This is a genomic window from Fibrobacter sp. UBA2449 (assembly GCF_002342555.1).
Taxonomy (GTDB): domain Bacteria; phylum Fibrobacterota; class Fibrobacteria; order Fibrobacterales; family Fibrobacteraceae; genus Fibrobacter.
In genome coordinates this window covers 171,779-191,007 of sequence record NZ_DDQF01000016.1, presented here as the reverse complement: position 1 = coordinate 191,007, position 19,229 = coordinate 171,779, and the positions used below count along the sequence as shown (strand labels likewise).

Annotated in this window: 17 protein-coding genes and 1 pseudogene; 2 read left to right on the top strand and 16 right to left on the bottom strand. The window is 57.1% G+C overall.

Annotated features, from left to right (window positions below; translation table 11 throughout):
• The 16 genes and pseudogenes from B4B27_RS10885 to B4B27_RS10810 all read right to left on the bottom strand — a co-directional run.
• Window positions 1-762 (bottom strand): Na/Pi cotransporter family protein (locus tag B4B27_RS10885; RefSeq protein WP_290726406.1); only part of this gene is annotated, 762 nt, incomplete at its 3' end.
• A gap of 188 nt (window positions 763-950) precedes the next feature.
• A complete protein-coding gene (gene ispF, locus B4B27_RS10880) occupies window positions 951-1,436 on the bottom strand; it encodes a 2-C-methyl-D-erythritol 2,4-cyclodiphosphate synthase (RefSeq protein ID WP_290726404.1) in 486 nt (161 codons plus the stop codon).
• 63 nt (window positions 1,437-1,499) lie between these two features.
• On the bottom strand, window positions 1,500-2,078 hold the full coding sequence (locus tag B4B27_RS10875; protein ID WP_290726402.1) for a hypothetical protein: 579 nt from the start codon (window positions 2,076-2,078) through the stop codon (window positions 1,500-1,502).
• A 95-nt stretch (window positions 2,079-2,173) separates the two neighbouring features.
• Window positions 2,174-3,646 carry an NADH-quinone oxidoreductase subunit N gene (locus B4B27_RS10870; RefSeq protein WP_173382699.1) on the bottom strand — a complete coding sequence of 491 codons (1,473 nt, stop codon included), beginning with the start codon at window positions 3,644-3,646 and terminating at the stop codon, window positions 2,174-2,176.
• Entirely contained in the window at window positions 3,639-5,369 is a 1,731-nt protein-coding gene (locus B4B27_RS10865; protein ID WP_290726399.1) for a complex I subunit 4 family protein, read from the bottom strand. The genes B4B27_RS10870 and B4B27_RS10865 overlap by 8 nt, the downstream gene beginning before the upstream one ends.
• A complete protein-coding gene (gene nuoL / locus B4B27_RS10860; RefSeq protein WP_290726397.1) occupies window positions 5,369-7,426 on the bottom strand; it encodes an NADH-quinone oxidoreductase subunit L in 2,058 nt (685 codons plus the stop codon). Before nuoL ends, B4B27_RS10865 begins: the two co-directional genes overlap by 1 nt.
• Window positions 7,427-7,429: 3 nt before the next feature.
• On the bottom strand, window positions 7,430-7,744 hold the full coding sequence (gene nuoK, locus B4B27_RS10855; protein WP_173366211.1) for an NADH-quinone oxidoreductase subunit NuoK: 315 nt from the start codon (window positions 7,742-7,744) through the stop codon (window positions 7,430-7,432).
• Entirely contained in the window at window positions 7,744-8,286 is a 543-nt protein-coding gene (locus B4B27_RS10850) for an NADH-quinone oxidoreductase subunit J (RefSeq protein ID WP_290726394.1), read from the bottom strand. Before B4B27_RS10850 ends, nuoK begins: the two co-directional genes overlap by 1 nt.
• On the bottom strand, window positions 8,286-8,852 hold the full coding sequence (locus B4B27_RS10845) for a NuoI/complex I 23 kDa subunit family protein (protein ID WP_290726392.1): 567 nt from the start codon (window positions 8,850-8,852) through the stop codon (window positions 8,286-8,288). Before B4B27_RS10845 ends, B4B27_RS10850 begins: the two co-directional genes overlap by 1 nt.
• A complete protein-coding gene (locus B4B27_RS10840) occupies window positions 8,852-10,207 on the bottom strand; it encodes a complex I subunit 1/NuoH family protein (RefSeq protein WP_290726390.1) in 1,356 nt (451 codons plus the stop codon). Before B4B27_RS10840 ends, B4B27_RS10845 begins: the two co-directional genes overlap by 1 nt.
• Complete coding sequence (locus B4B27_RS10835; protein WP_290726388.1) at window positions 10,207-11,826, bottom strand: 2Fe-2S iron-sulfur cluster-binding protein; 1,620 nt, start codon at window positions 11,824-11,826, stop codon at window positions 10,207-10,209. The genes B4B27_RS10840 and B4B27_RS10835 overlap by 1 nt, the downstream gene beginning before the upstream one ends.
• Before the next feature lie 4 nt (window positions 11,827-11,830).
• Entirely contained in the window at window positions 11,831-13,138 is a 1,308-nt protein-coding gene (nuoF, locus tag B4B27_RS10830) for an NADH-quinone oxidoreductase subunit NuoF (protein WP_290726386.1), read from the bottom strand.
• A gap of 2 nt (window positions 13,139-13,140) precedes the next feature.
• Window positions 13,141-14,202, bottom strand: a complete 1,062-nt coding sequence (locus B4B27_RS10825) for a complex I 24 kDa subunit family protein (protein WP_173382707.1) — start codon at window positions 14,200-14,202, stop codon at window positions 13,141-13,143.
• Complete coding sequence (locus tag B4B27_RS10820) at window positions 14,199-15,392, bottom strand: NADH-quinone oxidoreductase subunit D (RefSeq protein ID WP_290726383.1); 1,194 nt, start codon at window positions 15,390-15,392, stop codon at window positions 14,199-14,201. Before B4B27_RS10820 ends, B4B27_RS10825 begins: the two co-directional genes overlap by 4 nt.
• Window positions 15,389-15,991: an NADH-quinone oxidoreductase subunit C gene (locus B4B27_RS10815; RefSeq protein ID WP_290726381.1), complete on the bottom strand. Its 603-nt coding sequence runs from the start codon at window positions 15,989-15,991 to the stop codon at window positions 15,389-15,391. The genes B4B27_RS10820 and B4B27_RS10815 overlap by 4 nt, the downstream gene beginning before the upstream one ends.
• A 141-nt stretch (window positions 15,992-16,132) precedes the next feature.
• A pseudogene (locus B4B27_RS10810) lies at window positions 16,133-16,633 on the bottom strand (NADH-quinone oxidoreductase subunit B); the annotation flags it as partial.
• Window positions 16,634-16,883: 250 nt separating this feature from the next.
• On the opposite strand from B4B27_RS10810, the gene B4B27_RS10805 reads away from it, so the two are divergent.
• Together B4B27_RS10805 and B4B27_RS10800 are read left to right on the top strand one after the other, a co-directional pair.
• Window positions 16,884-17,708 (top strand): TIGR02147 family protein, encoded by an 825-nt coding sequence (locus tag B4B27_RS10805; protein ID WP_290726378.1) that lies wholly within the window; start codon window positions 16,884-16,886, stop codon window positions 17,706-17,708.
• Between the two features lie 2 nt (window positions 17,709-17,710).
• Window positions 17,711-19,228 carry a carboxypeptidase-like regulatory domain-containing protein gene (locus B4B27_RS10800; protein WP_290726376.1) on the top strand — a complete coding sequence of 506 codons (1,518 nt, stop codon included), beginning with the start codon at window positions 17,711-17,713 and terminating at the stop codon, window positions 19,226-19,228.
• Window position 19,229: the final 1 nt, after the last annotated feature.

Here is a 19,229-nt window from a genome sequence, read left to right as displayed (position 1 = left end):
CATGTGCGCCAAGGCCGCGCGCCTCGCCTGCGTACTTGCCGAAAGGGCCGCAAGGTTCGACGTCACCGTGGTACCGATGTTTTCGCCCATCACGAGCGCAATGCCCTGGTAAATCGGGAGCACGCCGCTACTGCAGAGCAAGAGCGTAATCGCCATGATGGCGGCAGACGACTGCACGCACATCGTAAGGATGCTCCCCAGCAACAGGAAGAGGAGCGTGCTGAAGATGCCCCAACCGCCGGTCGTCGCAAAGAAGTTGATGACCGTCTGGTTATGGGCCAGGTCCATCGCCACCGCATTTTCGCGAAGCGTGGTAAGGCCCAGGAACATGAACGCGAAACCGAACACGAATTCGCCCAGGCTCTTGGTCGAGTTCTTCTTGGTGTAAGAAAGGATGATGCCGAGGGCGAAGAAGGGCCACACCACCGAGCTCATGTTGAACTGGAACCCGAATATGGACATGATCCAAGCCGTGGCCGTGGTACCGATGTTCGCGCCCATAATAACAGGAATGGCCTGACTCAATGTGAGCAGGCCAGCATTAACGAAGCTTACGGTAAGAACGGTCGTAGCGGTAGAAGACTGCACCGAGGCCGTGACGAACATGCCTGTGAGGAGGCCTCCGATACGGTGCTTGGTCATGGTGCCAAGGACTGCGCGGAGGTGCCCGCCGGTGAGTTTCTGCAAGCCTTCGCTCATCGTCTTCATGCCGAACATGAGCAGCGCAAGGCAACCAATCATTTTGAGAATCATAAGTGTCATAGGACATTCCTACGGAACGCCACTACCGGATCATCGTCGCTGCCTTTCAGCTAGTTCGGGCTCATGGCGGTGAATTGTTTATTTTAGAGCTAGCGTAAATATAGAAAAAATATGACCGATTCCAAATAGTAAAAATTCCCCAGTCACATTGGACCGGGGGATGATAACCATGAAAGCTACCGGAATAATTACAGACTTCTTACCATCGCGACAGCCTGGCTGGCAACGCCCTCGCCCCTGCCCGTAAACCCGAGCTTTTCGGTCGTGGTGCCCTTGATGCCAACCTGTATTACGTCAATCCCAAGTACACGGGCGATGTTTGCCTTCATGGCGTCCTTGTGCGGGTTCACCTTCGGGCGTTCGCACATCACGATGCTGTCGATATTGACAATCTCGTAGCCGGCTTTGCGGACTTCCTCGCCCACCTTGCGCAACAGTTCCAGGCTGTCGGCTCCCTTGAAGGCGGGGTCCGTATCCGGGAAGTACGTGCCGATATCGCCGAGGCCCGCGGCACCCAGCAGGGCATCGCTTATCGCATGCAGCAACACGTCGGCATCGCTATGGCCCAAGAGGCCCTTCTCGTACGGGATATCCACCCCGCCAATGATGCACTTGCGGCCTTCCACCAACTTGTGAACGTCAAAACCGATACCCGAACGATAAATCTTATCCATAAGTGAACCTTCCTTGTCATCCCCGGCTCGACCGGGGATCTTTTTCACACAAATTTAAATAATTCATTCCTCTCCAAAGTAAAGTTTGTCCATCGTTTCGGCAACTTCGGGGAAATCGTGTTCGTCGACGAAGAAAATTCCCTCGTTCATGCGGAAAACAAGGACTCGACGGCCAGCCCACCTGATTCTCCTTTTCTGCATATCCACCTTGTCGAACGGGAGGGTAACCCTATCATAGCAGCCGTACAGCACGAATTCATCCTTGTGGCATTCTATTTTTCGCACGACATTTGCAGAATAAAAGGCATCCCAGAAAATCATTACGGCACCAACAAAGAAGGATACAGACAAGGTAACGCCACGAGAATCAAACGCATCCCAGATGATAAATCCAAAAGAAATAGAAATCAGTATGCAGATTATCGCAACGATGTGCCGGAAAATAATCTTTAATTTCCCGGCATGCTTCCTCTTGCTGTTATACGTAAAGAATACTTCCTTCTCCGGGGCATTTTCAATTTGAGAACCGGAAGGTTCCGCCCCCTCGTCAGGCTTCTCTTTTTCTACGGGCTTTGCCGCACCGCACCACGGGCACAGCGGCTCGTAATAATTGTACCTTTCACCGCACTCCGGACAAATCATCTTCGCAAACCCCTTTCTTGTGCAACAAGATAGATAAAAAAAGGAGCCCCGCCGAATCCGGCAGGGCATTCCCTTTTAGATTTATCCTCTAAAGACTAGCCGATGAGGGCAGATGCCGGAAGCACGCTCATCGCAAGCAGGGCAAGAGCAGCAAGCGATACGGTAAACTTGAGCATATAGCCATAATGGGGATCCGTCTGGCAGCAGCACTTGCACTGGCAAGGTTCCTTGCGGGGAGCAAACAGCACATAGGCGATTCGAAGGTAGTAAACCGCCGCCACGAGCGAAAGGCCAAAGCCAAAGATGGCCGTAGCCGTCATTCCCGCAGAGAAGGCTCCTGCGAACAGAGCAAACTTCGCGAGGAAGCCCGCGACAGGCGGAAGTCCGGCAAGGCTAGCAAGACAGACCGCAACACCGAGCGCAACGAACGGACGGCGACGGCCGACACCCTGAATGTCTTCCAGGTTCTCGTTCTTGTCTTCTTTACCGGCAAGGTAGGCAATTCCCGTCAGGGCGCCCGCACTTGCGATGGCGTAAGTCACCAGGAAGAAGAACATGGAGCCAAGCTGCACGGAGCCTTCCTTGAGGTAGTTCGGAAGCAGGAGGCCAATCACAATGAAGCCCGCGTTCATCACGGCAGAGAACGCAAGAATTCGACGGATGGATTTCTGGGCAAGGCCACTGAAGGCGCCAATCACCATCGAGAGAATAGCGACAACCAGGACAACGTAATAAAGTGCGGGAGACTGGGATGCAAACTTCACCGGTTCTGCAAGGTTCCATGCAGCAGGAGCTCCGGCACGGGTCGCGAGGATTCCCACCCATACAGAGCCGAGAGCCGCTAACGCACCCACCTTCACGACAGCAGCCATGAAGCCAGTCACGGCAACGGATGCACCCGTATAGACATCGGCCACCCAGAAATGTACCGGGGCGGCGCCTGCCTTGAACAGGAGACCGAACACGACAAGCAGGATACCCACCGCATAAATCGAGCCACGGCCTTCAAGCACTGCAGAGAACATGTGCGTACTACCCGTAGCGCCATAAATCAAGGCCACCCCGTAAAGGAAGAAGGCGCTGAATATGGAGCCCGAAACAAAATACTTGAACACGCCTTCACCCGCATTCTGGTCTTTACGGCGAATGCCGACAAGGGCATAGACCGGGAAACTCGTGAGTTCCATGGCAATGAAGAGGGAAAGGAAGTCTATCGCCTGCGTCATGAGCAGGGCACCGCAAGAAGCGAGAAGCATGAGCCCGTAGGCTTCACCACCCTTCATCTTCTCGCGGCCGAGCATCCACTGGAGTCCGCCAATGCCGAGCAAGGCGCAAAGGAGGACAGAGACACCGAGCAAGCGACGGACCGGGTCCACCGCGAACAGATCGTAGACGCAATCCACCTTCACCAAGGCAAACGCCGCCATGCCAAGCGCGACAAACACCGCAGCAACCCACGGAAGGACCTTGTGCTTGCTTTCGTCGTTCAGGAACGGTTCTGCGGCAAGCGAGACCAGCGCGCCAAGCGCCACTACGATTACCGGCATAAACATCACAAGACTAGTCATTGGAAGCCTCCTCGTCCTTTACGGTCGGTTGAGCAGATTGTTCTTTTTCGAGAGCGGCTGCGGTCGCCTTCGCCATATTGGCCTCGGTTTCGATTACCTGACGGATCAGTTCCTTCTTCTCCTCTTCGGAGAATCCGGCTGCTGTCAGCGAAGAATCGAGCTGCGCCACGTCGGCAGAAGTCGCGATGTGCGATTCGAGGGGTTCCGCCTCCACAGTTTCTTCATCCTCGACAGGAAGCGCATCGGGCAAAGCCTCATCGACAGCGGCTTCTTCGTCAATGGCCGCCGTCTGTTCCGTGGAATCGTTGAGATCATGCAGAGCGTTCGTCACGAAAGCAGGATGGAAACCAAACACCAGGAGGAGCAGGAGCATCACGCCATAGGCAAAACCTTCAAGCGCGCTCGCACGCGGGCCTTCCTTGTATTCGCGGGCAGGCGTTCCAAAAATGACCTTCTGGATAAAGCGCAGCATGTAGGCCGCCGAGAGAATCATGCAGAAGCCCACGACGCCAGCACAGAACGGGTTCATGTCCCAAACAGAAAGGAGGACGCCAAATTCCCCGATGAACCCGGCCGTACCGGGAACCGCGAGGGCCAGGACGCCCGCAGCGCCAAAGAGGAATCCGAACACAGGATTCGTATGCGAAAGTCCGCCCATTTCCTCGATATTGCGAGTCCCCGTCATGCGTTCGGCAACCCCGAGCAAGAAGTACTGAACACCGGCAGAAATGCCATGCGCCACCAGGAGCACGAGGACAGCCGTAAGCATCGACTCGGAGAAGCTGAATACGCCAGCAACCGCGATGCCCAAATGGCTCATGGAACTGTAGGCGAGCAGTTTCTTGCCGTCAGTCGCGCGGAGCGCCATGAGCGCCCCGTAAATCGCGGTTATAAGGCCAAGCCACAGGACCGTCATAATCTGTGGCACATCAAGCGTAAAGATCGGGAGCATCCAGGCGATAAAACCGAAAACGCCCGCCTTGCTCATCGCGCCAGTAAGGATAGCCGAAAGCGGAGCCGGAGCTTCGGAATACGTTATCGCTTGCCAGCCGTGGAACGGGAAAATCGGAGTCTTCACAAGGAATGCGAGCAGGAAGCTCAAGAACACAAGCAGCTGTGCGCTCTGGGGCATCGTCTGGACCGCGAGCACGATAGAAAGCACCAGCGAATTGTCGGCAATGGTCAATAGGTACCAGAGAGCGACCATCATCGGGGCAGAACCCACCAGCGTGTAAATCGCGAACGTCATTGCAGCCTGCTTCCGCTTTTCGCCACCGAAGCCCGCAATGAGAAGCGCCGCGGGAATCACCATGGCCTCGAAGAAGAAGAAGAACAGCACCGCGTCGGCAGCGAGGAACGTTCCGTTCATCGCACCCATGAGCGCGAAAATGCCGATAGCGAAGTTGCGGTAGTTCTTGTCCAGGTGTCCGCGCGCCGAGATAAGGGCGACCAGCGAAAGCCCGCAAGACAGGAACACCATCCAGGCGCCCAGGCCATGGCTATAGAGATAGTAGTAGGCAGGGCCCTTGCAACCCGGAATATGGAACCACTCGACAGGGGTCGTCGCCATGTTGCCATTAGCGACCAGCGCAACCGACATGCCGGCAAAAACAATCCCAAAAAGAATCGCCATGTGCGTCGAGGCCTTGAAATCCTCCTTGGAGTTGAGAACCATCAGGATGGCCGCAACGAACGGCGCAAAGACGAGGAGATGTAAAAGCATTAGATTACCCTCCCGAGAAGAGATTTTACACTATCGATGAGTTTAAAGACAAAGTCCGGAATACCGACGATGCCTTCGGCAAACAGGGCGACGAGCACAATCAGCGCGACCCCCGTAATGCTGAGCGCAAGCTGGAGACGCACCCTGCGGACCTGGAAAGTACTCGCGCCATCACCGAGGATTTCCCCGATTGCACCAAGCGTCCACTGGAACGCCTGCAGGAACTTGTCGACAACGACATCGCAAATCCAGGCAATCACACGCACCGGGAAAACAAATCCAACATGGATGTAGTCCCACACGAACGTCCATGCCGCCGCAGAACCTTCCGGAGCACCCGAATCCTTGGGGGTCGGAATTTTCTTGTTCGCATAGACGCGCCAGGCGATAAACATACCCAGTAGGGCAGCCAGCGTGCCGAGTACCGCGAACAGCACCGGGTTCACGTGATGCGCCGACAGGATGCCTTCGCCAACCGCCTCGGCACCACCCAGGGCCGCAGCGAGGGAATCCTTGAAGAACGTAATGCCGATCATGTCCGCCCAGAGGTAGCCCGCGAAGATGGAACCGAACGTGAGCACGACCATCGGGATGAGCATCACGGCCGGAGCCTCATGGATATGGGCCTCGCTCTCCTTGCTTCCGCGGTATTCACCGAAGAAGGTCATGATAATGAGACGTCCCATGTAGACCGCCGTGATAACGGCCGTCGCAAGGCCAACCACATAGAGAATCATTCCGACAGGCACGTTCACCGAGCCGCCGAGAGCAAAAGGCATCGCAATGACAGGGCCGTTAGAAACGAGTTTTTCGAGAATCAGGTCCTTGGACCAGAAGCCAGCGAAACCCGGGAACCCGACAATCGCGAAGAACGCAAAAATCATGACGCAAGCCGTGACCGGGGTCTTTTTCAGGAGGCCGCCCATCTTGCGCATATCCTGTTCCCCGGCCAGCGAGTGGATAACCGCACCCGCGCCAAGGAAGAGCGCTGCCTTGAAGAAGGCGTGCGTAAACACGTGGAAGATGGAGGCATCGAACGCGCAGACGCCCGCCGCCATGAACATGTAGCCGAGCTGGCTGATTGTCGAGTAGGCAAGCACCTTCTTGATGTCGTTCTGGAAGAGGCCCGTAATGGCAGCCCAGAGCGCAGTGAACATACCGACAAACGCAATGAGGAGCAAAACCTCGGGCAGCATGCAGAACATCTTGCCCATGCGCGCCACCAGGTACACACCGCTCGTGACCATCGTCGCCGCGTGGATGAGCGCGGACACGGGAGTCGGACCCGCCATGGCGTCAGGAAGCCAGGTCAGGAGCGGAATCTGCGCGGACTTGCCGGTGCATCCCACGAAGAACAACACACCCGTCAAGGTGAGAAGCGTGAACACCAGGTCAAGATGGCCGCCGTTCAGAATCATCTGCATGAACTGGTTGAAAATGTCGTAGTTGAGGACCGCGGCACCGCCAATAGAGAGGAGGCAAAGCATTCCGAGAAGGAATCCAATGTCGCCCACGCGGTTCACGATGAACGCCTTGTTCGCCGCCTTGCAGTTCTTGAGGTCCTTGTTCCAGAAGCCGATGAGCAGGTAAGAGCAGAGACCCACACCTTCCCAACCGAAGAACGTGAGGAGGAGGTTGTCCGAAAGCACAAGCACGATCATGCTGAACAGGAACAGGTTGATGTAGGCGAAGAAACGTGCGAAGCCGCGGTCGCCATGCATGTAGCCGATAGAGTAGAGCGCGATAAGCGTTCCGATTCCTGTGACGAACAGGAGCATGATGCGGGAAAGCCCATCGAACAGGAATCCGATATCCACATGCAGAAGCGGGAAATCGATCCAGTTGCAGAGGGTTTCACGGATTCCGGATTCCGGCATTCCACAGGCCAGGACCGTCACGCAGGCAAAGGACATGGCCGGGAAAATGACGGCAAGTCCACCCACGATGTTTTCGGCTGCGCCCTTCTTGCTACCGGAAGAAACGACAGCAATCGTACCGAGGAGAATCGTTCCCAGCAGGGGGAACAGGGGAATGAGCCACAAAGGTAAATTTGTCATCGCTTAGCCCCTCATGTTGGAATAGGAATCCGCATCGACGCTTTCGCGGTTGCGGAAGATCAGGATGACCATCGCAAAACCCACGCACGCTTCGGCAGCCGCAATGGCGATGGAGAACAGAGGCACAATCTGGCCCGTAAGGCTCGCTTCGGCAGGAAGCGTCTTCGCGAACCCCACGAACGAGAGATTCACGGCGTTCAAGGCAAGTTCAATGCCCATCAGCACGAAGAACAGGTTGCGACGCGAGATGGCAACAATGATGCCGACGGCAAAGATTGCCAAGGCAAGAATCTGAATGAAAATGGGTTGGAGTTCCATCAGTGTTTTTCCTCCACGTTTTCAGAATCCACAGAACCGAGGCGCTTCTTGGCCATGAGCACGGCCGCCACCATAGCAGAGAGCAGGAGCAGGCCAAGCACCTCGAACAGGATAAAGTAACCCGGGCCGCCCTGGGCCACGTCAAAGAGAGTTTCCGACGTCACCGCCACGGAGCCGCGGATTGTCGCAGCATCGAAGCCGAGCGGGGCACGGACAAGAGCCACACCCACGAGCGCCGCAAGCACGAGGACCGCGGGGATGATGAAGAGCGACACCTTGTCGAACATCGGCGTCCGGGAATCGCGGGCACCGTTCAGCACCATGATGACAAACGTCACGAGCATCATGATGGCGCCGGCGTAAACCATAACCTGCACGACCCCGAGGAAGGGGCTACCGAGAAGGCCGTAGATGCCGGCGAGCGACACCATGGAAACGACGAGCGAAAGCGCCCCGTAAAGAGGATGACGGCTCAGCAGTACGCAGGTAGCAGCACCGAGAGCAATCACCGCGAGAATGATGAAATAAATAAGGGCAAGCATTACTTAACCTCCATTCCCCAGACCCTGAGGGCCTCGGCATTCTTGGTTCCACCGGGAGCCACCTGACTCTGTTCGTCGTCCGGATAATCCTTCGGATCCCAGTTGGTGAGATCGTAGAGGTGGGCGACAAAGTCATCGCGGTTGCGGTGTTCAAAGACCATTTCCTTCGTATCCATGCGGAGCGCATCCACCGGGCAAGCTTCGGCGCAGAGACCACAGAACACGCAAGTGAGGTGGTCGATATCGAAACGCATCACGCGCTTCTCGATACGCGGGTCGTCACTGGCCGTAGCCTCGATAAAGATGCAGTGCGCGGGGCAGGCCGCTGCGCACATGCCGCAAGCGACACAGCGCGGGGTGCCATCGGGGCGAAGCATCAGGCGATGCTTGGCACGGTAAGTATTGCGGACTTCGGGCTTTCCTTCCGGATACGAAATCGTCGGAAGCGTCTCATAGCGGAACAGGCCGCGGGCGGCATGCTTGAGAGTCGTCCACAGACCGCGAAGGGCCTCGAAAATATAGAGGCGTTCGCCCAACGTCATGGGTTTCTGTCTAATAACACGCATTAGTTACCCCCTACGAGTTTAGCGATGACCGCAGTCACCACGAGGTTGATGAGGGCGATGTTCAGGATAATCTTCCAGCCGAGGTTCATCACGTGATCGTAGCGGAAGCGCGGAAGAGTCCAGCGCACCCAGATCCACACCCAGCAGAACATGACGCTCTTCACCACGAGCACGAGCAGGTGGATGAGCGCCGTACCGAGAGCCGTCGCGAGGCTGCCCACGGCAACACCATTCACGACCATGTTCGCCGGATTGTAGAAGAACCAGGCGCAGACGCCGAGGATGACGAACACCGCAACGGCAGCCCACGCAATGATATTGTAGAGCTTGTATTCGCGGAGCACCTCGAAGCGGTGAGTCTGGGTCGTAGCGGCAAGCTTCTTCGAGTAGCGGTGAAGCATGTGGAGGAACGCGAGAGCGAGGAACGCGAGGATGCCGCAGAGCACCGCAAGCGAGCCGCCCATGTGGGCCTGCATCGTCTCGGTCGTCACGAACGGAACCGCGTAGCCGCCCAGGAAGAGCGTCGCGATAAGGAAGCTGTTGATGCAGATGTGCGAGTATTCGCCCATGTAGAAGAGGCCGAACTGCATGGCACCATATTCCGTATGGTAGCCGGCGACAAGTTCGGGCTCGCCTTCGGCCACGTCGAACGGGGCACGGCCGGTTTCAGCGATGCTCGCGATGAGGAAGCAGAAGAACGCCACCGGCTGGGCGACAATGCCCCACACGTGGTGTTCCTGCCAGGTCACGATATCGGTCAGGTTGAAGGAACCCGCGAGGAGCAGGATGCCCATCATCGAAAGGCCGAGGCACACTTCGTAACTGATGGTCATGGAACTCGTACGCAGCGCACCGAGGAAGCTGTACTTGGACTTGGACGCCCAACCGGCCAATACGGCGCCGAACGCGGAAAGCGAGCTGAAACCGAACAGCAGGAGCACGCCCACGTCGGAATCGATGATGGATCCCGGGATGCGGACCATCTTGCCGCCCCATTCGAACACCATCGGGCCGAACCAGGGAATCACGCAGGGTGAGAGGAACACGATGGCGAACGGGATTGCCGGAGCCACGTAGTAGAGCACCTTATTCACGCCCGCGGGGGCGAACATTTCCTTGAAGAACAGCTTGGTACCGTCGCACATGTTCTGCACGTAGCCGAACAGACGGATCTTTCCGAAGTAGGGAATCTTGATGTAGGAACGGTTAGGTCCCTGGCGGTCCTGCATGAAGCCGGCGCCACGGCGTTCCATAGGAATCAGCAACAGGATGTAGAGGACCGGCACGAAGCAGAAGGCGAACTTCGCAATCGTGATGAGCCATTCCACCCAGGTTTTGGATTCGATAATATCCATTATGCGTTACCTCCTTCGAGGAGATTGCCTGTGCTCTTGATAGAATCGTAGGTAAGGCCGGAGAGGGCCGGGGCGTATGCGCCAGCCTGTCTGAAGGCCTCGGATGCGCAGCCGAACTTTGCTCCGGCAAGCTCCGAGAGCACCTCGTAGGCCGGGCGGAGTTTTTCGTCGGGGCAGACCGGACATGCATTCAGCTTCTGGAGGATGTTCAGGCTATTCACCATCGATCCCTGAATTTCGCTCCAGTGGCGGATGCCGAATGCGAGAGTCGCCTTCGCGGCGGTCGCATCGTTGAATGCCGAGAGCGCGATGCGGCTCGGAATCTTTTCCAAGGCAGAAGCCGCGGCGGCATCTTCACCGAAGAGGTCCGCGTTCACGGTCACGAGCACCTTGAATTCACCGGCGCGCTTCACGAGATCGGCAAGGTTGTCATCGGGCACGCCCATCAGCTTGAAGCCCATGCGGTTCGCCATCGGGTCACCGCTCATGGCGATGCCGTCGGGGGCACCGACCTTCTTGAAGGTCCCGCCGAAAAGTTCGGCAGAGTCGCCCAAGGAATCCTTGAGCATGCGGAGCGCAGCCAAATCCTCGATGGTGCAGGCGCCACCCGCGACGAGGGCGACCTTGCCCCCGACAGACTTGGTTTCAGAAATGACTTCCTGAATCACGCGGAAGCCCATCGCCGGCAAGCGGTTCTTGTCGAACTGCTGGAACGCAAGGCGGCTCGTGTTCGAAAGCCAGCTGCGGTTCACTTCGGGGTTGCAGCGCGGCATCACGCGGTAAATGCGGCCATCGGCATGGTCAAGCCAGATGTTCGCGCCGAGGGAATCGTCCATCGAGATGGTCGGCGTGTGGGAAAGCAGCCAGACACGCTTCTGAAAGCGGAAGTACTTCGCAGTCATGGCGCCCACCGGGCACACGTCCGTCACGCACAGGTCGTATTCGTGGTCGAGCTTTTCGCCCGGGAACGTGGTGATGTAGGTGTGGTCGGCACGGCCGGCGAGCTGCAGCTGTTCCGAACCTGCGATGCTACGCATAAAGCGCACGCAGCGGTCGCACTGCACGCAGCGTTCTTCGTCGAGCAACACACGGGGGCCCAAGTCCACATGCTTGCCGCCACGGAGCTGGCCCTTGGCATCAATGAACTGGTGCGCCGGATTGCCGTGGTAGTTCTTGCCGTATTCGGGACGCATGCGGGATTCGTTCTGGCCCGCTTCCATGTAGTTTTCCTGCAGGGTGCATTCACCGGCCTTGTCGCAGATGGGGCAATCGAGCGGGTGGTTCACCAGCATGAATTCCTGGGTGGCCTTGCGGGCGTTCTTCACGCGGGCGCTGGAGGCAGGCGTGTAGATTTTCATGCCCGGGGCAACCGGCGTGTAGCAGGCAATCACGAGCATGCGGCCGCGGGGACCTTCCTGTTCCACCAGGCACTGGCGGCAGTTACCCGATACCGGGAGGTAAGGATGGTAACATACGTGGGGTGTTTCAATCCCGACGGCCTTGAGGGCCTCGAGGAGGTTCGTATCGCCAGGAACCATCACCGGCTTGTCGTCCACGAAGATTTCCACCTTCGGGCTGTTCTCGGTCGGGAGTTTCGGCATGTTGTAGTAGTTACTCATATTATTACCAGAAAATTCCAGGACGATAGGTTTCCTGAACACGCGGCTTGGCGTGGTCGGGGTTCTTTGCGATATATTCATCGAAGTCCGCACGGAACTTCGCCGTGTAGCTCGAAACGGGGCCGCCAAGCGAAATGGACAGCGGGCAAATCGTCACGCCGCCAAAACCGCCGCAGAGGCTCTGCATCAGTTCCACGTCGCCGTCGTGGCCCTTGCCTTCGGCAATCAGATTCAGCATGCGGTGCAGAAGACCCGTACCTTCGCGGCACGGAGTGCACTGGCCGCAAGATTCGTGACTATAGAAGTTGCCGAGGCAGTTCAAGAGGTCCACCATGTTGTGGGTATCGTTGATCACGATCATGGCGCCCGAACCGAACATCGTCTTCATCGAGGCGAGGCATTCGTAATCCATCGTCGCGACCGCCGCTTCTTCGGCAGTCAAGGGAGCGCACGAGGAACCGCCCGGCAGCACGGCCTTGAGCTTTCCGCCCACGACGCCACCGGCATATTCGTTAATCATCGTCATCATCGGGGTTCCGAGAGGAGCCTCGTACACGCCCGGATTCTTCACGTCGCCACTGATGCAGAACACCTTCGTACCGCCGGCACGGGGCGTACCCATCTTGGCGTATTCGCTCGGGTCGTGCTGCAGAATCCACGGGAGCGCCATGATGGTCTCCACGTTGTTCACGCAGGTCGGGGACTTCCAGGCGCCGCTCACCGCCGGGAAAGGCGGCTTCAGGCGGGGCTGGCCCTTCTGGCCTTCAAGCGAGTTGATAAGAGCAGTTTCTTCACCGCAGATGTAGGCGCCGGCGCCGCGATGCACGAAGATATCGAAGCAGAACTTGGTGCCCATGATATTTTCGCCGAGGTAGCCGGCAGCGTATGCCTGGTTCAGCGCCTTGTTGATGCTCTCGATGCAGGGCAGGAACTCGCCGCGGCAGTAGATGTAGGCAGCACGGCTACCGAGAGCCCAAGCTGCAATAATCAGGCCTTCGATCAAGCGGTGCGGATCTTCCATCATCAAGAAGTGGTCCTTGAACGTTCCGCCTTCGCCTTCGTCGGCGTTCACCACGATATACACGGGCTTGCCGGAATTGCGGGGAACGAAGCTCCACTTCATGCCCGTCGGGAAGCCTGCACCGCCACGGCCGCGGAGGTTAGAACGCTGCACGTAGTCGATGAGCTCGAACTGGCTCATGTTGAACAGGCGTTCAGAAATATTCGCATAGCCGCCCAGTTTCTTGTAGACTTCGATGTCCTGGGCACCCTTGCCAAAATTCTGCGTACAAACTTTTACACATTCAGCCATAATTACTTAGCCTCCTCGACCGGAGCCGGCTTCTGGGTGGTGACGGCCTCGTTAGAAGGTTTCGCCGTGCGTTCACCGGAAGTTGCAATCATGCGGTACACGTCGCCGACCTTGCCGGCAGCATCCACAAAAGCCTTGTCCTTCACGCCGGGTTCGCCAACGACGTCCCACTTGGAGCCGTTCTTCTTTTCGACCACAATCTTCGTGAATTCGGGAGCGCCCTTCCAGGTGAGAGTGGCGCCGTTTTCGTCGGCTTCGGCCTTCACGTTCAAAACCGGAGAGGGCGGAGCGTAGTCGGCGACCTGCGGCTTGGCCGTAGCACCCGGAGCGCCGGGGTGGCCGCCGTGGCCCTTCACGATTCCACCGAGAACATCGTGCTTCGGGACGTTGTCTTCGTGGGCATAGCACCACTTGAGGATGCGGGCAATGCTTTCTTCGGTAAGCGTCGTCCCCGGCTTCATCACCAGCTGGTCGTTTTCCACGTCGGTCGCGAAGTCGTCGTTCACGAGCATCATCGGGCCGTTGCCGCAGCTACCGAGGCATTCCACCTGCAAAAGCGTGAAGAGGCCGTCCGGCGTCGTTTCGCCCGTCTTGATGTTCAGGGACTTTTCCACGTGCGCGATCAGAGCCGGCGCACCCTTGATGGTGCAGCTGATGTTGCGGCAGAACTGCAGCAGGAACTTGCCCTTCGGCGCGTGGTTATACATGGTGTAGAAGGTCGCGACACCGAGCGCATGGGCCGGCGCGCAACCGCAAACCTTGGCCGCCCAACGGATGCCTTCGCGCGGCACCCAGCCGAACACGCCCTGCACGAGCCACAGCACTTCGAGGAGGGCTCCCTGGCCCACCGGATAGCGGCTAAGCAGGTCAGCGCAACGTTCCTTGATTTCAGGAGTCTCAAGCTTTGCGAGCACTTCCTTCGGGGAGGGTTGCGGAACTTCCTTGTTTACATAACCGAACGTCTGGCCGGGATCCGGCAGGGCCTCGATGGGCTGCGCGGGACGGTCGAACTTTAAACGGTTGTTCGAAACGAACTGGACTGCACCTTGAATATGTTCTCTCATCGGTCAAGTTCTCCAGCGATAATGTTGAGGCCCGAAAGTACGGCCATGGAGTCGGCAAGCTGGCCACCTTCCACAAGTTCGTGGAATGCGGCAAACTGCGTGAGGCAGGGTGGGCGCACCTTGATGCGGTACGGATGGCCGCTGCCGTCAGAAACAATCGTGAAGCCGAGTTCGCCGTTCGCGCACTCGCTTCCGCAGTAGTATTCTCCCTCGGGGACGCGGATGCCTTCGTACACGCTCTTGAAGCGCCCGATGAGGCCTTCCATATCCTGGTAGGCGAGCTTGTGCGCCGGCACGCGAATGCGTGGGTCGACGATGTCGACCGGCCCTGGCGTAAGGCGCTTCAGGGCCTGGCGCACGATCTTCACGGATTCCTCGATTTCAGCGAGACGCACCTGGAGGCGGTCGTTGCAGTCGCCCTGCGTGCCAACCACGACTTCCCAGTCGTAGGTTTCGTAATCGTAGTAGGGTTCATCCTTGCGCAGGTCAGATGCGACACCCGAGGCGCGCAGGCACGGGCCCGTCCAGCCGTAGCTGATGGCGCGTTCTGCAGAAATCTTGCCGATTCCCACCGTACGGTCGAGGAAGATGCGGTTACGGTCAAGGCATGCGTGCAGGTCCTTCAGGGCCTTCTCGACAGAACCAAGGGCCGCAAGCACATCGTTTTCAAATCCATCGTAGCTGTCGCGGTAGAGGCCGCCAATGCGGGCGTAGCTGTTCGTGAGGCGCGCACCCGTGAGCTTTTCCCAGATGCACATGATTTCTTCGCGGGGGTTAAAGGCGTACATGAACGGAGTCGTTCCACCCAAATCCTGGAAGGCCGCCGCGACGCACACGAAGTGGTCGTTGATACGGCTGAGCTCATTTACAATTACGCGGAGCACCTTGCAACGTTCCGTGATTTCTACGCCGAACATGTTCTCTACCGCACGGCAGTACGCGATGTTGTTCATGATGGCCGAGCAGTAGTTGAGGCGGTCGGTATACGGGACCACCTGCTGCCAGGTGCCGCGTTCCACCATCTTCTCGAACCCGCGGTGCAGGTATCCGATTTCTTCTACGCTCGCGACAATCGTCTCGCCGTCCATCGCGGCCAAAAAGCGCAAGCAGCCGTGAGTGGCCGGGTGGCTCGGGCCCACGTTCAGGGGCATCAGGTTCAGCTTATCGCCATTCTTATCCAGTACAATCATTCCTTGATACTCCCTTCCAAGAATTCGTTATCGTTTGTCTCCACTTCCTTGCTGCGCTGGATGACCCTGTAGCCAAGGTCCTGCAGGCGCTTTTCAAGTTCCGGGAGCAGGTAGTCGTTGGTGGAGAGCCACTGGCGCTTCTGGGCCGGGTAGTCCTTGCGGAGCGGGTGACCGACAAATTCAACGTGGTTCAACAGGCGGCGGAGGTCCGGGTGGCCCTCGAACACGATTCCGAACTGGTCGTAGACTTCACGTTCGTACCAGTTGGCGTTCGCATACAGGTCACTAATGGTCGGGACCTTGAGGTTATCCTCCCCGACCAGCACCTTCAGACGGATGCGGAGTCCCGGGTTCGAAATGCTCTTGAGCGCATAGGCCACCGCAAAGCGCGGGCCCTCGTGGTTCGGGTAGGTCAGGTAGTCGATGCCCGCGATATCCACGAGCATCTCGAACTTCGCGGCGTCACCATCCCTCAGGAATTCAACCGCATTGCGCAGGTAGGTGGCGCTCAGCACGGCAGTCACGCTCCACTTGTCGAGAGTTTCGCGTTTCGCGCCGAACTTTTCTTCCAGGCAAGAGAAGATTTCTTCAGCAGTCATTATCTTCTACTCCTTCCAGAACTGGGCTTTCTTAACAATGTTCTGTTCTTTTTCAACGACGAAGTCCTTGATGTCGGTAACCTTCTCCTGGGCAAAGGCCTTCGCATTGGCCTTGGCTTCGGCAGTCTTCGCCTTGATCATTTCGAGCTGGTCCTTCACCTGTTCGGCACGCTGCTTCATGTAAGATTCGTCCTTGATCTTCTTCTGCAGGTCGAACATCGCATCGAAGAACGCTTCCGGACGGCTGGGGCAGCCACCGATATACACGTCCACCGGGATAATGTGGTCAATGCCCGGAACCGTGCAGTAGCAGTCGTAAAAGCCGCCCGAGCAGGCGCACGCTCCCATCGCGATAACCCAGCGCGGTTCGGCCATCTGCTCGTAGATACGCTTCAGGATCGGGGCCTGCTTGTAGGTGATCGTACCCGAGACCAAAAGCACATCGGACTGACGCGGCGTAAAACGCACATACTCAGACCCGATACGCGAGAGGTCGTAGCGGCCCACTTCCGTACTCATGAACTCGATTGCACAACAAGCCGTACCGTAGGGGAACGGCCACAGGGAATTGGTTCGGCCCCAGTTGACCAAGAAGTCAAGCGAGGACGTAATGATACTCGGCTTTTCTGCCTCATTACCCATAAGGATTACCTCATAAAATTCGCGCCAAAAGATAGAAAAATCGCCTTTATGGGCGGAATTTTCCGCCCGAATGGAGCATCTTTGTTCTTTACGGGAATCTTTTATTTTTCTTTTATCTCAAAGAGTATCAAGGAGATGCGCATTCCGGAAGCCTTTCTACGCCTCTTTCCCCTTTTGTTCTCAAAAAAGTTCTCATTTTTGAAGTTTTTTATCTATATTATAGGAAGCGCCCACACCGGGCCCAAAAGCTATGAACCAGTACCTAGACATATACCAGTTTACGCACTTCCGCAAGTTCCTGGAAGAATACCAGACCGCCCGCACCAAGGCGGAACCCGGCTTTACGCGTACCGAAATCTGCAACCTGCTCGGGCTCGAGAAGAGCCGCAGCTACTTCGCCGATGTCCTCAGGGGCAAGAAGGTCAGCCCCCGCATGGTGGCAAAGTTCATCGAGGTTCTCGAACTCGACAAGAAAGAGGCGAAGTACTTCGAAACGATGGTGGAATTCGACCAGGCGAAAAACGATGCCGCCCGCAACGCCGCGATGCAGGAACTGCTGAAACTGCACCCGAACCCGCAGCATATATTAAATGAAGACGCCTACGAATATTATAGCCGCTGGTACCACAGCGCGCTCTTCGCCATATTGGACGCGATGGACGTGGGCGACGACATGGCGCCCGTGCAGAAGAGGATTTTCCCGAAGGTCCCGCTCGGCAAGCTGAAGGATTCGCTCGCCCTGCTGGAACGCCTCGGGCTTGCCCGCAAGAACGAAGAAGGCTTCTGGAAACCCACCAAGGAAAGCATCAGCAGCGGGCCGTACAACAACGCGGAACTCATCAAGCAGTACCAGTTGCAGTGTTTCGAGCTCTCGAAACAGGCGCTCATCACGCCGCCCAAGAAGCCGACCGTCATGAGCACTCTCACGTTCAGCATCTCGAGCGAGGCGTACAAGAAGCTCGAGGCCGAACTGCAGGAATTCAAGGCGAAGGCAAGGCGCATCATCGGCGAGGACAAGGAGCATGCCGACGGCGTCTACCAGATGAACATCCACCTGTTTTCGAATTTGGAGTAGGGATGATTGGAGTAAATAAAATTTCCTTTTTTAGCGCGGCGGCACTGCTGTCGCTGTTTATGGCGTGCAGCAACGGCGAAGATACCGCGGGCGTCCTGACCGAAACCGAATCGGGAAAGACGATTGCAGGCATCATTACCGACACCGAGGGCAAGCCCCTCGCAAGGGCGCGCGTGTACCTGACAGGCGTCGATACGGTAGACTACCACACCTACGCGATGGATTCGACCGAAACGGCAGACGACGGAACCTTCTTCATGAAGTCGGAGGGCGACCGCCACTACTTCAGGGTACTCGCCAAGGCAGCCCCGGAATCGGACACCCTGCTCGGCTTTGAAGACTACTACAACTCCACCTGGGATACGGGGTGGCCCGATACCGTCCACTTCGAAATCGAAGTAGGCGCACCCGCATTCGTACAGATCTACTTGCAAGGGGCCTTCAGCGATATCGACTCCATCTGCTTCCACGGCACCTTCGTCTGCGCAGCGACCTCGGAGAAGGACATCGAAAACGGGTACATGACCGTCCGCAATATGCCCGCAGGCCTTGTCCGCAAATACACCGTCTGGAGAAACGATACGGCACACACGTCACCATTTGTCGATGATTCAAAAAGAATCCTCCCCGGAGACACCCTTTTCTGGTCGGGGATTGTAGCCCTGTGGGGTACCTCCGTCGAAGCCCTGAGCATCTCCATTCCCCAAAATGCAAAGGCCCTCCTGGATTCTGCAGGCCTGGAACCGACCCTGAACAATCTCATCGTCCCCGTTTATGCCCCCAAGGACAAGGATTTCGACCTGCTTATCGATGGATGGGGCAGCACCGTTGACCTCTTCACCGCAGAACAGGACAAGTCCGCCGAGAAGAAATACTGGGCGATGTTCGATTCTGTTGGCACAAAAGAACAGGATGCCCACTGGCTTTTGGTCCAGCATGAATATCCCTACAAGCAATGGAACAACATACGGCACCTATATTCCGAGATCGAGCCGCACACTTCGTTCTTCGACTCCACATTCGTCCTCCATACACCCAGCTTTGCAGTAAGTTTCTGGATTGAATTGGACGCCGGGGCAGTCGACTCCACCGACAATTCCGACCGCATTGAAATTTTCTCCGCAGGGACGGATTCCCTGGGATTCAAGATTGCCCAGTGCGAGAAGGACGCCCAGTTCATCTGCACTACAATCCAAAACGGAATCGACACCGACTCCAGCGATAATGCCATTTACGGTAAGGCTAAGGTTCTCGACGGGGATCGTCACCATGTTTCGCTCGTCATCCACGAGAAGCACCTGACTATCGCGATAGACGGCGAGACCATCCGCGACACGGACCTGAAACTAGCCGAAAATTTTGACAAGGACCTCCGCTATATTCAGGTAGGCGACGAGCATCTTGAAGATTTCATCGTCTATTACTTCAACGACAGCATCCGCAGGGACGAAGACAAGGACTGGACCCGCCTCCAGGCATGGCTCATGGCGTTCTACGAGATGCAGAATTTGTTATATTAGG

Coding starts and splice junctions, on each gene's coding strand:
- B4B27_RS10825 (WP_173382707.1), bottom strand. CDS start 14,202: ATGAGAGAACATATTCAAGGTGCAGTCCAGTTCGTTTCGAACAACCGT.
- nuoL (WP_290726397.1), bottom strand. CDS start 7,426: ATGACAAATTTACCTTTGTGGCTCATTCCCCTGTTCCCCCTGCTGGGA.
- B4B27_RS10845 (WP_290726392.1), bottom strand. CDS start 8,852: ATGCGTGTTATTAGACAGAAACCCATGACGTTGGGCGAACGCCTCTAT.
- B4B27_RS10835 (WP_290726388.1), bottom strand. CDS start 11,826: ATGAGTAACTACTACAACATGCCGAAACTCCCGACCGAGAACAGCCCG.
- B4B27_RS10815 (WP_290726381.1), bottom strand. CDS start 15,991: ATGACTGCTGAAGAAATCTTCTCTTGCCTGGAAGAAAAGTTCGGCGCG.
- B4B27_RS10820 (WP_290726383.1), bottom strand. CDS start 15,392: ATGATTGTACTGGATAAGAATGGCGATAAGCTGAACCTGATGCCCCTG.
- B4B27_RS10850 (WP_290726394.1), bottom strand. CDS start 8,286: ATGCTTGCCCTTATTTATTTCATCATTCTCGCGGTGATTGCTCTCGGT.
- B4B27_RS10865 (WP_290726399.1), bottom strand. CDS start 5,369: ATGCTTTTACATCTCCTCGTCTTTGCGCCGTTCGTTGCGGCCATCCTG.
- B4B27_RS10870 (WP_173382699.1), bottom strand. CDS start 3,646: ATGACTAGTCTTGTGATGTTTATGCCGGTAATCGTAGTGGCGCTTGGC.
- B4B27_RS10800 (WP_290726376.1), top strand. CDS start 17,711: ATGATTGGAGTAAATAAAATTTCCTTTTTTAGCGCGGCGGCACTGCTG.
- B4B27_RS10805 (WP_290726378.1), top strand. CDS start 16,884: ATGAACCAGTACCTAGACATATACCAGTTTACGCACTTCCGCAAGTTC.
- ispF (WP_290726404.1), bottom strand. CDS start 1,436: ATGGATAAGATTTATCGTTCGGGTATCGGTTTTGACGTTCACAAGTTG.
- B4B27_RS10875 (WP_290726402.1), bottom strand. CDS start 2,078: ATGATTTGTCCGGAGTGCGGTGAAAGGTACAATTATTACGAGCCGCTG.
- nuoF (WP_290726386.1), bottom strand. CDS start 13,138: ATGGCTGAATGTGTAAAAGTTTGTACGCAGAATTTTGGCAAGGGTGCC.
- nuoK (WP_173366211.1), bottom strand. CDS start 7,744: ATGGAACTCCAACCCATTTTCATTCAGATTCTTGCCTTGGCAATCTTT.
- B4B27_RS10840 (WP_290726390.1), bottom strand. CDS start 10,207: ATGGATATTATCGAATCCAAAACCTGGGTGGAATGGCTCATCACGATT.